At 53.0% G+C, this 12,765-nt stretch carries 12 protein-coding genes; 8 read left to right on the top strand and 4 right to left on the bottom strand.

Going from position 1 to position 12,765, the window contains the following annotated elements; all coding sequences use genetic code 11:
• Positions 1-559: 559 nt before the first annotated feature.
• From GXP58_11005 to GXP58_11035, 7 genes are all read left to right on the top strand, one after another.
• Positions 560-841 (top strand): type II toxin-antitoxin system Phd/YefM family antitoxin, encoded by a 282-nt coding sequence (locus GXP58_11005; GenBank protein NOY54127.1) that lies wholly within the window; start codon positions 560-562, stop codon positions 839-841.
• Positions 838-1,122 carry a type II toxin-antitoxin system RelE/ParE family toxin gene (locus GXP58_11010; protein NOY54128.1) on the top strand — a complete coding sequence of 95 codons (285 nt, stop codon included), beginning with the start codon at positions 838-840 and terminating at the stop codon, positions 1,120-1,122. The genes GXP58_11005 and GXP58_11010 overlap by 4 nt, the downstream gene beginning before the upstream one ends.
• 103 nt (positions 1,123-1,225) lie before the next feature.
• The gene (gene kdsB, locus GXP58_11015) at positions 1,226-2,083 is read left to right on the top strand and encodes a 3-deoxy-manno-octulosonate cytidylyltransferase (protein ID NOY54129.1); all 858 of its coding nucleotides are present in this window, start codon (positions 1,226-1,228) and stop codon (positions 2,081-2,083) included.
• A gap of 65 nt (positions 2,084-2,148) precedes the next feature.
• The gene (locus tag GXP58_11020; protein NOY54130.1) at positions 2,149-3,843 is read left to right on the top strand and encodes a CTP synthase; all 1,695 of its coding nucleotides are present in this window, start codon (positions 2,149-2,151) and stop codon (positions 3,841-3,843) included.
• Positions 3,840-4,676 (top strand): 3-deoxy-8-phosphooctulonate synthase, encoded by an 837-nt coding sequence (gene kdsA / locus GXP58_11025; protein ID NOY54131.1) that lies wholly within the window; start codon positions 3,840-3,842, stop codon positions 4,674-4,676. Before GXP58_11020 ends, kdsA begins: the two co-directional genes overlap by 4 nt.
• Before the next feature lie 11 nt (positions 4,677-4,687).
• Positions 4,688-5,677, top strand: coding sequence for a KpsF/GutQ family sugar-phosphate isomerase (locus GXP58_11030; GenBank protein NOY54132.1), 990 nt, complete (start codon positions 4,688-4,690; stop codon positions 5,675-5,677).
• A gap of 68 nt (positions 5,678-5,745) precedes the next feature.
• Entirely contained in the window at positions 5,746-6,927 is a 1,182-nt protein-coding gene (locus GXP58_11035; protein ID NOY54133.1) for a diguanylate cyclase, read from the top strand.
• A 9-nt stretch (positions 6,928-6,936) separates the two neighbouring features.
• Here the strand turns inward: GXP58_11035 and GXP58_11040 are convergent, their stop codons facing one another.
• The 3 genes from GXP58_11040 to mazG all read right to left on the bottom strand — a co-directional run bounded on the left by GXP58_11040 (position 6,937) and on the right by mazG (position 8,558).
• The gene (locus tag GXP58_11040) at positions 6,937-7,284 is read right to left on the bottom strand and encodes a type II toxin-antitoxin system RelE/ParE family toxin (protein ID NOY54134.1); all 348 of its coding nucleotides are present in this window, start codon (positions 7,282-7,284) and stop codon (positions 6,937-6,939) included.
• Positions 7,284-7,559 carry a type II toxin-antitoxin system Phd/YefM family antitoxin gene (locus GXP58_11045; protein ID NOY54135.1) on the bottom strand — a complete coding sequence of 92 codons (276 nt, stop codon included), beginning with the start codon at positions 7,557-7,559 and terminating at the stop codon, positions 7,284-7,286. Before GXP58_11045 ends, GXP58_11040 begins: the two co-directional genes overlap by 1 nt.
• 213 nt (positions 7,560-7,772) lie before the next feature.
• Positions 7,773-8,558, bottom strand: coding sequence for a nucleoside triphosphate pyrophosphohydrolase (gene mazG / locus GXP58_11050; protein NOY54136.1), 786 nt, complete (start codon positions 8,556-8,558; stop codon positions 7,773-7,775).
• Positions 8,559-8,947: 389 nt separating this feature from the next.
• Between mazG and GXP58_11055 the strand changes: the two genes are divergently transcribed.
• Complete coding sequence (locus GXP58_11055; protein NOY54137.1) at positions 8,948-10,066, top strand: NADH:flavin oxidoreductase; 1,119 nt, start codon at positions 8,948-8,950, stop codon at positions 10,064-10,066.
• A gap of 326 nt (positions 10,067-10,392) precedes the next feature.
• Here GXP58_11055 and GXP58_11060 read toward each other — a convergent pair whose 3' ends face one another.
• Positions 10,393-12,384 (bottom strand): potassium transporter KefB, encoded by a 1,992-nt coding sequence (locus tag GXP58_11060; protein ID NOY54138.1) that lies wholly within the window; start codon positions 12,382-12,384, stop codon positions 10,393-10,395.
• Positions 12,385-12,765: the final 381 nt, after the last annotated feature.

The raw sequence follows: 12,765 nt of genomic DNA on the forward strand, positions 1-12,765 counted from the left end.
AGCTTGTCGAAGGAAGCCGGCCGAAGGGTCGAAGGGCTTCGTGACTTTTTACGACACCATCAACATTGAGTATATGGAGAAAAACCGTAACTGCTCAGGTTGCTTCTATTTTTCCGCAGTCATGCGGGAAAAGAGGGGTGACCTGAGTAGTTACGAAAAATCAAAGTCAAAAGCAATGGGCATGAGCCACGGGGGACAGGGGGAACACGGGGAAGGCAAGAACAATTCCCTCTCTCCAGCGGGGAGAGGGTTGGGGTGAGGGGGGACGTTAAACTTTTCCCCTGAATTGCAAGAAAGGTCAACGGCAGACTCCTCGCGGGGTGTCATGTAGGGGGCGGTTTACAGACCGCTCCGGGAGAAAGCAAAATTATAATCCCCCTCAGTTCCCCTTCACGAAGGGGGAGGACCAAGGCAAAGACATAATCCCCGTCGGTCCCCTTAGGCAAGGGGGAGGCCGTCATCCCTCGCTTCGCTGAAGGGGTGAATTGCAAAGAAACTCACAGGTTGTATTTCGATGCGTTGTGTGGTACAAGTAAAGATACGTTAGGAGGTACATGTAATGGTTAAGATTCCAGAGATTGTTCCCGTGTCGGATCTGAGGCAAGATGCGGCCGCTGTTCTGAAACGTCTGAAAAATATTCAGGGTCCTCTCGTGATTACTCAGAGGGGCAGGGCGAGAGCGGTTCTGATCAGCATTGACGTATATGAACGGACCCGGCAGGAGAACGAATTGCTTCGCATGCTGGCCGCAGGCGAGAAAGAAATCATGGATTCCAGGGGACACTCCCTGGACAGTGTCCTGCGAGAGGCCGACGCTTTGCTGAAGGGCGATGAATCTTGAAGGTCCGCTTTACCCCTTCGGCACGGCGAAGTTTCCTGGCGGCGTTGGGTTATATTCATCATGACAATCCGTCGGCGGCGCAGGAGTTTCGGGACAAAACGGAAAAGATTCTGCGGCGTCTGGAAAGGTTTCCGAAATCGGGCCGCAGCATCCCCGAGTTTCCCGATCTCCCTCATCGGGAGGTGATTGTCCCGCCTTACCGTTTTTTCTACCGCCTTGAGAAGAAGACTATCTGGATTGTTGCGGTTTGGCATGGAGCGCAACAGATACGGAAACCTTGAACCTCTGCACCTGATTTAACACCCTATCTTTGTATTGACCCCTCCCCCCTTCCTCTGCTAAGATAACCTCCCATCCATAATAAGATTTCCTCAGGAATTCCTCATGAGCGTTGTTGCTGTTATTCCGGCCCGTTATGCCTCAACCCGGTTTCCCGGCAAGCCACTTGCCATGATTGGCGAAAAGCCGATGATCCGATGGGTTTATGAGCGGGTGCAAAGGGCTTCCCGGGTCGACCGGGTCATTGTGGCGACGGATGATGAGCGGATTCTTGAGGCCGTTCGTGCCTTCGGGGGGGAGGCGGTCATGACCTCAGGGGAGCATCCTTCCGGGACGGACCGGATCGCGGAAGCGGCACTGGGGCTTGACGCCGAGATCATTGTGAACGTTCAGGGGGATGAGCCCCTGATCCGGGGAGATGTGATCGATGCCTGCATCCGGCCTCTCCAGGAGGGAGCGCAAGAGCCCGTTGTCACGCCCTGTGTTCGGATCCGTTCTTTGCAAGATCTGCGAAATCCCGATGTGGTGAAGGTCGTGAAGAGCCCTGCGGGGCGGGCCCTCTATTTTTCCCGCTTTCCGATTCCCTTTGACCGGGGCCGGAAAATTGATGAAGATTGCCTGTCGGAACTTTCTTTCTGGAAACATCTCGGACTTTATGCCTACCGAAGGGATTTTTTGTTACAATACAGCCGGATGGCGCCGTCGCCCCTGGAAAAGCGGGAAAAATTGGAGCAGTTGAGGATCCTGGAGAATGGCTATACAATCCGGGTGGAGGAGACCGACTACGATTCCGTCGGTGTTGACTCTCCGGAGGATCTTGAGAAAATTCGGGACCTGTTTTATGAGAAGGTGAAAGAAAAACCGACTCCGGAGGATACGATAAAAGAGCTTAAGGCGCTTCGAAATAATCTCACTTTGCAAGATCTCTCAGTGAAAGAGATGATTGCAAAAAGACGAAAATGATTTTATATGATTATGTGCCTTTCGTATGACCAATGAATGAATCGGAAAAGAGATAAGGGGTGAAGATGACTACGAAATATATCTTTGTGACGGGCGGGGTGGTTTCCTCTCTGGGCAAGGGGCTTGCTGCGGCCTCGATGGGGGCGCTGCTCGAGAGCCGGGGGCAGACGGTGACCCTGCAGAAGCTCGATCCCTACATCAATATTGACCCCGGCACGATGAGCCCCTTCCAGCACGGGGAGGTCTACGTGACGGACGACGGGACGGAAACCGATCTCGACCTGGGGCATTACGAGCGGTACACGAACGCCAAGCTGAACCGAAACAGCAACTATACGACCGGGAAGATCTATAACGCCGTGATTCAGAAGGAACGGCGGGGCGACTACTTAGGCGGCACGGTGCAGGTGGTGCCGCACATAACGAACGAGATCAAGGAGAGTATCCGGTCGGTCTCTCATGATGTTGATGTGGTGATCGTCGAAATCGGCGGGACCATCGGTGATATCGAGTCCCTTCCTTTCCTGGAGGCGATCCGTCAGTTTCGCCAGGATGCGGGCCGGAAGAACGTGATTTATGTTCACCTGACGCTTGTCCCCTATATCCGGGCGGCGGGGGAACTCAAGAGCAAACCGACGCAGCACAGTGTGAAGGAACTCCTCCAGATCGGAATTCAGCCCGATATTCTCCTCTGCCGGACCGAGCATTTCCTGCCCGAAGACCTCAAAAAGAAGATCGCCCTCTTTTGTAATGTAGATCACGACGCGGTTATCTCCGCCCGGGATGTGGAGACGATCTACGAGGTGCCTCTCTTTCTGCACAAAGAAGGTCTGGACGACAAGATCGTGGAACTCTTGGAAATCGGGAACGGCAGACAGGACCTTTCCGAATGGGAAGAAATCGTTGAGAAGATCAAGCACCCGACCTACAATACGACGATCGGGATTGTCGGGAAGTATGTCGATCTTCGGGAATCCTACAAGAGCCTGAACGAGGCGCTGACCCATGGGGGGGCGGCCAACGATGCCCGGGTCAACGTGAAATGGGTCGATGCGGAGGAGATCGAGAAGCAGGGGGCGGAAGAGTTGTTGCGGGATGTGGACGGTGTGCTGGTCCCCGGCGGATTCGGTGAGCGGGGGATTGAAGGAAAAATCGCCGCCGTCGAGTATGCCCGGACCCGGAAGGTCCCCTTCCTCGGCATTTGTCTCGGTATGCAGTGTGCCGTCATTGAGTATGCACGTCATGTTTGCAACCTGCCGCATGCCAACAGCGCAGAGTTTGATGCCGCAACACCCGATCCGGTGATCTACCTGCTGGAGAAATGGACCGACTTCAAGGACAATACCGTACAGGAGCGGGATTCGGCTTCGGACAAAGGGGGGACGATGCGTCTCGGCGCCTATCCCTGCGTGCTGACGGAGGGAAGTTTTTCCCATACGGCCTACGAGAAGATGGAGATCTCCGAGCGTCATCGTCATCGCTTTGAATTCAACAACCGTTATCTTGATCTCCTCCGGGAGCAGGGTCTTTTCATCGCCGGGATGTCACCGGATCGGGAATTGGTGGAGATTGTTGAGGTGCGTGATCATCCATGGTTCGTGGGCTGCCAGTTTCATCCCGAATTCAAGTCGCGGCCGAGAAGTCCCCACCCGTTGTTCCGGGACTTTGTCACGATGGCCTTGAAGTATCGACGGAAGTTGGGGAGTCAAAAGAAGAGCGGAACGGTTCCCGATACCTTAAAGAGCAGGCAGGGACAATGACGGCAACGGTGCAGATCGGCAAGGTGCGGATCGGAGGAGGGGCTCTGGTGTTGATTGCCGGTCCCTGTGTCATCGAAAGCGAATCGCTTGTACTCAAGACCGCGGAGAGACTGAAAAGGATCGCCGCCGATGCTCGGATGCCGCTCATTTTCAAGTCCTCTTTCGACAAGGCAAACCGATCCTCCTATGCCTCTTTTCGCGGACCGGGGCTTACGGAGGGGCTGAAGATCCTTCAGCGCGTTCGTGAGGAGTTCGATCTTCCCGTTCTTTCCGATGTCCATCGGGAAGAGGAGGTCGGTCCGGCTGCTGAAATTATCGATGTCCTTCAGGTTCCCGCCCTGCTTTGCCGACAAACCGACTTTTTGATGGCTGTGGCGCGTTCAGGCCGTGCCGTCAATGTTAAGAAAGGGCAGTTTATGGCCCCATGGGACATGAAAAACGTAGTGGAGAAGATCCGTCAGGCCGGGAACGAGCAAATAATCCTGACGGAACGGGGAAGCAGCTTCGGCTACAATAATCTCGTCTCCGATATGCGGTCTCTGCCGGTGATGCGGGATCTCGGCGTCCCGGTCGTGTTCGACGGTACGCACAGTGTCCAGCTTCCCGGCGGGCAGGGGACCGTTTCGGGAGGTCAGCGGGAGTTCGTGCCGGCGCTGACCCGGGCGGCCGTGGCCGCCGGCGTGGACGGGATCTTCCTGGAGGTCCATCCCGATCCCGACCGTGCCCTTTGCGACGGTCCCAACATGCTGGCCTTATCTTCCCTGCCCGAACTGCTCCGGCAGGTCATCGGGATCCATGCCGTTGTATCCGGAAAGGAATCGGAAAGATCATGACAACCAAGGGGATGAAGAGGAAGGATAATTCACTGATTGAAACGGCGAAAAACACGTTGAAAATAGAGTCCGATGCAATCCTCTCTCTCATTGATCGGGTGGACGAACATTTTGAAGAGGCCGTGGAGATCATTTATGCCTGCCAAGGACGGGTCGTGGTGACGGGGATGGGAAAATCCGGCATCATCGCCCGGAAGATTGCCGCCACCTTTGCTAGTACGGGAACGCCGGCCTTTTTCGTGCATCCTGCCGAAGGGATCCACGGGGATTTGGGGATGATCGTACGGGACGACGTGGTCCTGACCCTCTCCAACAGCGGAGAGACGGAAGAACTGGCAACGCTTCTCCCTTTGATCAAGCGGCAGGGGAACCTTCTGGTAGCCATGACCGGATGTCCCGGTTCTTTCCTGGCCGAACGGAGCGACGTCGCACTTGATGTCAGTGTGGAAAAGGAGGCCTGTCCACTCGGGATGGCTCCAACCGCCAGTACCACGGCGGCTCTTGCCATGGGGGATGCCCTGGCGGCGGCACTTTTAAGCAAGCGGGGTTTCAAAACGGAAGATTTCGCCTATTTCCATCCCGGCGGCACGCTCGGGAAGCGGCTCTTTCTCAAGGTGTCGGACCTGATGCATGCGGGAGAGGAAATCCCGAGGATTGCAGAAGAAGATCTCATGAAGGAGGCGATCTACGAAATCTCCGCCAAGAAACTGGGTGTCACCACCGTCGTCGATACCGACGGGATCTTGAAGGGGATCATTACCGATGGCGACCTGCGCCGGTTCTTCGGAAAGGAGATCGGCCGGAGGGAAGATCCTCTTTCCGTGCCGGCCAAGGATGTCATGTCCCCGGGGGTCCGGACAATTGAAGCCGATGCCCTGGCGGCCAGGGCGGTTCAGGTGATGGAGAAGCACTCCATTACTTCCCTGGTGATTATTGATGAAGCTCATGTACCGGTGGGTATTATTCATTTGCATGATCTTTTGAAGGCCGGTGTTGTATGAGCTGACGGCTTCGTAAAAAGTCCGTCTGTTGTAGGAGGTGGGTCCGTAATTAAAGAGAGGAGGAGCGGATGGCCGTGAACAGGAATTCCCGGATACAGGCGGATATCGACAAGCTTCTGGCAGGCAATTCCAGGGACCATCGGACATTCATTGCAAAGGTGGATCGTCTGGTGGAACGTTGCGGTAACGATTTTTTCCCCTACCTGTTTTTTACCACGGCTCATCTTGAATTCCCGAAAAGAACGGCCAAAAAACACTGGGATGAGATCCTTCTCCATTGGGAGAAGATGCGCAAGTGTATTAAAAGGGAGATCGATTTTCGGGTGGCTCTTCTCGACTATTTCATCGACATCAACCACCGAATCAAGAACCCGAAGATCATTGAAATTAAAATCTTTCAGAAGACCCAACAGGAAAGTTATCTCGATGAACTGACGCAGCTTTTCAATTACCGCTATTTTCAGCAGGCCCTGAAGAATGAAATCGTCAGGGCGCAGCGTTATGCCGCTCCCCTTTCCCTGGTGATTTTTGATGTGGACGACTTCAAGAACTACAATGATACGAACGGGCATTTTGCCGGGAATCAGGCACTAAAAAAACTGGCCCGAACACTCAAAAAGGGCGTTCGGGATGTAGATGTGGTGGTCCGTTATGGTGGGGAAGAGTTTGCCATTCTTCTGCCGGAAACGACCAAGGAAGGAGCCATGGTGATCTCCGAGCGTATCCGGAATCGGGTGGAGATCACCAAATATACCGGAGGTGCAAAGCAGCCCCTGAAAAATTTTACCATCAGCGGAGGTGTGGCTACCCTGAAGGTGGATGCCGCGACCGGTTCGGAACTGATCAAAAAAGCCGACCGGGCCCTCTATCGTGCGAAAAGCCGGGGAAAGAATCAAATCGCTCTTTATGAGGACGAACGGCGTGACTTTGAACGTGTCAGCGCATCGCTGGTTGGACGGTTGAATGTGATCTCGGATTCCGGGGATCTCTTCTCCGTCAAGAATCTCAGTGAAGGAGGGGCGCTTTTGATTTACAGCAGCGTTCTTCCCTTGGGCAGTGTTCTCCATCTCGCTTTCCAGGTGCCGGGCCGTAAAACACCGATTGCCTGCAAGGCCAAAGTGACCCGTGTTGAGGAATTGAAAAAGAACAAGTCTTACGAAATAGGTGTCCGGATCATCCAGATACGGGAGCGGGAGCGCAAATCTCTCAGGCGATTTATTGCATCGACGGGGCGGAAAAAGGGGGTGTAGTTGCCGGCATCAGCGTTTTTTCTTCCGTGAACTTTTGGGAGAGCCTAATAATTTCAGACGAAAAAGTTTCGCTGCCAGGTGGTACAGGTCGGAACGGCTTCCCTCTTTGCGGATTCCAATCGCTACTACCAGAACAACGACCTCCTTCCGCTCCACCCGATATAGAATACGATAACGCTGTCCGGCTGCCCGGATGCTCCGGTATCCGGCGAGGTCACCGGTCAATGCTTTCCCCTGTTTCTCCGGATCGTTGGACAATCCATCAATTCGACAGCCGATTTTTTCTCTGATCCGTCGGTCCGGGATGGCCGTAAGCATCTCTTTCGCCTGTACGGTGAGGACAATTTTGTAACCCATTACAAACCCAGGTCCTTTTTGACCTCCTCCCAGGGGATTGTTTTCCCATCCCGGAGATCTTGAATACTCAAACGCAGACTTTCCGTGAGTTCTTCATCTCCCAGGACTTCCAGGGTTTCCATAATCGTCTCATAAAGGTCCCACGGCATTACCGCCAGTACAGGTTTTCCTCTCCGTGTGACTGCGACTGCACCAGGTTCGTGTTCTCCGGCAAATTCCTCCGTAAGTTCTTTGAGCTTATGCCGAGCTTCGGTAATGGGTAATGTTTTTGTCATGATAGTGGTCCTCTTAAAGTTAGATATGCTTCTAAATGTACATTTATACGATCATTTTGTCAAGTCAAAATTCCTCGGAGGCCTCCCCCGGTTGTTTGGACATGATGTGACAGAATATCTATACCGCCGTATTGATGACAGCCAAAAATTGATAGATGGTGAGATCGAGGGTGTCCTGATCGGCAAGAAATTCCTCTGATGGGGATGAATTCTTTATTTCCCTAACGCCTTCGCCTCGTTCCAGAGGCGCTCCATTTCCTCCAGAGTCAGGGTGTGGAGTTCAACCTTCCGCCGGGCCGCGTACTCCTCGATATGCTGAAACCGTGCAATGAAGCGGCTGATCGTCTTCCGGAGGGCATCCTCGGGACTGACCTTGATGAAACGGGAGAGGTTGACCAGGGCGAAGAGCATATCACCGAATTCATTTTCAATCTCTTCCGGATCTTTCTTCTCCAGCGCCTCCTTGAATTCGGCTGTCTCTTCCTCCACCTTTTCCAGTACCTGGGAAATATGCTCCCAGTCAAAGCCGACCCGGGCGGCCCGGTCCTGAAGGCGGTGGGCCTTGAGCAGAGCGGGCAGGGCCTTGGGAATTCCCTCGAGAATCGATTTTCTCTTCCGGTCTTTTTGCTCTTCCTTCTTGATCTGCTCCCACCTGTGTAAAACCTCCTCGGCGTTGTCAGCCGTCTCGTTCCCGAAGACATGGGGATGGCGTCGCAGCATCTTTTCGTTGATTCCCCGCGCCACATCGTCGAATTCGAAATCCCCCGACTCCTTCCCGATCTGGGCCAGAAAGACGATCTGCAGCAGCAGATCGCCCAACTCCTCGCAGACCTCTTCCGGTTTACCCCGTTCAATGGCTTCCACCACCTCGTAGGCCTCTTCGATGATAAAGGGTTTGAGACTCTCCATGGTTTGTTGTTTGTCCCAGGGACAGCCGTGCTCCGAGCGAAGTTTCCCCATGATGGTCAACAGTTTGTCCATTCCCTCATTTTTCTCCATGGTCCTATCATAGGGTTTTTATACCCGTGGAGTCAATCGGGAAAAGGCAAAGGAAAAGGCAAAGGGGCAAAGGGACAGAGGGACAAAGCAAACCAAACTCGTTTCTCGCGGAGAACAGGGGGAGAGTCAACGTCCCCCCTCACCTCGATCCTCTCCCCTCAGGGAGAGGAAGTAACTTCATCTGTGCCGAGCAGTTGCCCCTTCTCCCCGCCGGGGAGAAGGTTGGGATGAGGGGGGGGTGTAGCGCCGGGGTTTATCCCCGGCGAAAGCGTACACGGCGAACCCGTCCCGGTTGCCCACAGACCGTTGATGACCTATACTGGTGGCAAATGGACAGGAATGCCCTGTCCAGCCCATTCCATAAACCGTATCGATCAAGGAGAGAAAAGATGTCCAGACTATTTGAAGAGGTGAAAATCGGCGGGATGTTTCTTCCCAACCGTGCTGTCCGGTCGGCCACCTACGAGAACCGTTGTGACGAGGATGGGAAGGTGACGGAGGAACTGATCCGGTTCTACCGGGAACTGGCCGCCGGGGAGATCGGACTGATCGTCACCGGCAACGCCATGGTCCATCCCTGGGGGATCACGGCGCCGAACGCCCTTGGCATCTACAGTGATGAACACCTCCCCGGACTGGCCCGGCTGTCCGAAATGATCCACGACGGGGGAGGGCATGTTGTGGTGCAACTCTCCCACGGGGGGCGGCAGAGCGTGCCGGACCTGATCGGCGGCCGGGAGGCGATCGCTCCTTCGGCCGTTTATTCCCGGGCCATGAAATACACGCCGAAAGAGATGACGGGAAAGGAGATCCGCGAAGTGATCGAGGCCTTTGTCACTGCCGCCGAGCGGGCGCAGAAGGCCGGTTTCGACGGGGTGCAGCTCCACTGTGCCCACGGGTATCTGTTGAGCAGCTTCCTCTCCCCCTTTGCCAACACCCGGACCGATGACTACGGCGGCACCACGGAGAAACGGACCCGCATCATTCTGGAAATTTTTGATCGGATTCAGGCCCGCTGCGGAAAAGAGTTTCCCGTCCTGGTCAAGTTGAACTCCGAAGAGGGGCTGGAAAACGGCCTTGATATCGAGGAAGCCGCCCGGGTGGTGAAACTCCTCGACGGAAAAGATTTCGCCGCCATCGAAATCAGCGGCGGGATCTACGAAACGGGTCTTTCGACCCGTCCCAAAATCAAGGCCCGCGAAAACGAGGCCTACTTCCTGGCTAATGCCGATCGGCTTCGCGGAGAGACGAAGATCCCCCTGATCCTGGTTGGCGGTATCCGTTCCCTTGAGCGGATCGATGAAATCCTGGAATCAGGCGTCGTCGAGATGGTCTCCATGAGCCGCCCCTTCATCCGGGAGCCGGGACTGATCCAAAGATGGCAGGCAGGGGATTTAACCCCGGCCCGTTGCATCTCCTGCAACCTCTGCATGAAAAAGGTTTTCGAAGGACCGGTGAAGTGCTACCAGGAGGAGAAAAAGATGAATTCGGGAACGGTTCTCGATTAGGCTAATAGAAACTATGATATAAAAATTAGAACCGTCCCCGGCAGTAATTTACAGTCCAGTTGCAATCTTGAGTTGGCGGTCAAGTTCACTTTGCACGGAAGAACTTGCTTGGCCAAGGCGTCTGATAATCAATATTTTTTCTGCCGTCAGGCAGCTTATTCATTTTGAAGATAAATGGAAAATAGAAAATAAGTCAAATGAAAGAAAGCCCGGTGGAATCGCAAAAGATTCGTGCTGTGCTTGATGGGCACCCATTGAGACAACGGCAAGATTGCCGAACCCGGGGCCGGGTGGTGACGGTGGAATTTGCCTTCCGGCAAAGAAATTCATGTCCGTCCTTCGGTAAGGTAAATGAGTGCTTTGTTGATGTCTTCTCGTTTCCCCGTAATAAAAAGCAAATCACCGACCTTCAAGCGGAATGCCGGAGCAGGGCTTGTCTGCATCTGATTTTCACGTTCAATTGCGATGATCGTAGCACCTGTCCGGGTTCTGATTTTAAGGTTTTCTATCGATTTGCCCACGACGGGTGAATTGTCATGAATTGTATAGAGCTCAACGGCAACCTTAGACAGGACCGTAAGTTTGTCGAAGAACGGTTTCCGTGTTGCGGTTTTTGTTTGCCTCAGGATTTTGTAAGCATCTTCTCGAATCATGTCGACGAAGTTAAAGATCTCATTTTTCGGTATCTGGTAATGGCTGAGGACTCTTGAGAATATTTCCACAGAGGTTTCAAATTCCTCCGGGATTACTTCATCTGCGCCAAGGCTTAATAGATCGTCGACTTCAGAAGTATATCGGGTTCTTGCAATGATATAGAGATCCGGATTCTGGTTTCTTGCGGTCTTGACAATATCCCTGCAGGAGGAAGGGTCTGAAATTGCAATGACGAGGACCCCGGCCGTGGTGATTCCGAGTCTGTGAAGTGCTTCAACCTGCGTTCCATCGCCGTAATAAATCGGTTCTCCACGTTTCTTCATATTCCGGACGGTACCGATATTCAATTCCAGTATTGCATAGGGCAAATCCGCTTCTTGCAAGACTCGGGCAAGATTTTTTCCGTTCAAACCAAAACCGATGATAATGGTGTGATCTCTTCTTTGTTCCGGAGATTCCCTGTACTCTGACTTTGCTTTGATATTTTCAAGCCTGCCCAGAAGTTTCCGGGTGCTCAACCGGGTGGAGATAAAGGGCGAAATTTTCATAATGAAAGGGGTCAAAAGCATGGTTAAAATCGATGCGGAAAGAAATCCTTGGTATATATCTTCTGAGATCAGGCCTGCTTCGATTCCGGCAACCGCAAGCACAAATGAAAATTCACCCACCTGTGCAAGATTCAGGCTGGACTGTATCGATGTCCGAACCGCGCGTCTCAACAGAATCATCGAAAGAAAACTGCTGAAAAATTTCAGGAAGATGATCCCGCCGACCAGAGAGAGAACAATAACCAGGTTGTTTGCAACAAATGATGTGTCCATCAGCATGCCCACGGATATGAAAAACAGCCCGCTGAAACTGTCTCGAAACGGCAATATTGCTGATGTTGCCTCCTGTGCATATTCGGATTCCGAAATCACAAGGCCGGCAAGAAATGCACCCAACGCGAGGGAAAGTCCGAATTCAGAAGTGATGAAAGCGATTCCAAAACAAAGAATCAAGATTGTAATCACAAACAGTTCCCGGCTTCTTGTGCGGACAATTTGATACAGTAGATTCGGCACGAGCCATTTGGCTGAAAGCAGAACGATTGCTATGATGACAGCGGCCTTTGCGAGGGTGAACAGTAATTCGCTTGTTCCGTGATTACCGGCCATCACCGGAATAAAAAGCATAAACGGCACGATGCAGAGATCCTGAAATATCAGGATACCCACGCTGACTCTTCCGTGGGGCGTATCCAGTTCCGCCCTCTCGGAGAGCAGTTTCATTACAATTGCGGTGCTGCTCAGCGCGGTTAAAAACCCAATAAAGATCGCAGTATTGATATCTCCGATCCATTGATTGGAGATGAAGGCGGCTGCAACCACGGTTATGAGAACCTGGAGCCCGCCGATCCCGAAGACTTCCAAACGCATTCTTAAAAATTTGGATAAGGAAAACTCAAGGCCAATCGTAAAAAGCAGGAGGATGACTCCGATCTCCGCAAAGGTCTGGATTGTGTTGAGGTCCCGTATAAGATGTAAGCCGTGAGGGCCGAGTACGATGCCCGCTAACAGGAATCCGACAATAGAGGGGATTCTGATTCTGTGCAGTGCAAATACGACGACGGCGGATATTGCAAAGATGATGACGAGTGATTTTAGAAAATAAAGTTCATGCATATGCTGTTATGACGATTTTTGTGAATCGGGACATGCTAAAAAGGACGCCGGGGGTTCTCTTGGAGGACCCGGTCCGTAGAGGCCTTTTTCTGCAGAGAGAAAACCGCCCCGGGAATATACGAAAGCCTCCCTGCTGTAAGCCGCTCAAAGTTGATGAAGTCGTAAAAACTCGTTTTCCGGATTCCGTTCATGGTTCGACAGGCTCCCCACGAACGGTCCATTAAACTTTCCGAACCACACAAACGGAATATCAATCACTTACACCGTTCGCCCTGAGCGGGCCTGTCCTGAGCTTGTCGAAGGAAGCCGGCCGAAGGGTCGAAGGGCTTCGTGACTTTTTACGACACCATCAACATTGAGTATATGGAGAAAAACCGTAAC

It is taken from the genome of Deltaproteobacteria bacterium (assembly GCA_013151235.1).
Lineage (GTDB): Bacteria > CG2-30-53-67 > CG2-30-53-67 > CG2-30-53-67 > CG2-30-53-67 > JAADIO01.

Coding starts and splice junctions, on each gene's coding strand:
- GXP58_11005 (NOY54127.1), top strand. CDS start 560: ATGGTTAAGATTCCAGAGATTGTTCCCGTGTCGGATCTGAGGCAAGAT.
- kdsB (NOY54129.1), top strand. CDS start 1,226: ATGAGCGTTGTTGCTGTTATTCCGGCCCGTTATGCCTCAACCCGGTTT.
- GXP58_11020 (NOY54130.1), top strand. CDS start 2,149: ATGACTACGAAATATATCTTTGTGACGGGCGGGGTGGTTTCCTCTCTG.
- kdsA (NOY54131.1), top strand. CDS start 3,840: ATGACGGCAACGGTGCAGATCGGCAAGGTGCGGATCGGAGGAGGGGCT.
- GXP58_11030 (NOY54132.1), top strand. CDS start 4,688: ATGAAGAGGAAGGATAATTCACTGATTGAAACGGCGAAAAACACGTTG.
- GXP58_11035 (NOY54133.1), top strand. CDS start 5,746: ATGGCCGTGAACAGGAATTCCCGGATACAGGCGGATATCGACAAGCTT.
- GXP58_11040 (NOY54134.1), bottom strand. CDS start 7,284: ATGGGTTACAAAATTGTCCTCACCGTACAGGCGAAAGAGATGCTTACG.
- GXP58_11045 (NOY54135.1), bottom strand. CDS start 7,559: ATGACAAAAACATTACCCATTACCGAAGCTCGGCATAAGCTCAAAGAA.
- mazG (NOY54136.1), bottom strand. CDS start 8,558: ATGGAGAAAAATGAGGGAATGGACAAACTGTTGACCATCATGGGGAAA.
- GXP58_11055 (NOY54137.1), top strand. CDS start 8,948: ATGTCCAGACTATTTGAAGAGGTGAAAATCGGCGGGATGTTTCTTCCC.
- GXP58_11060 (NOY54138.1), bottom strand. CDS start 12,384: ATGCATGAACTTTATTTTCTAAAATCACTCGTCATCATCTTTGCAATA.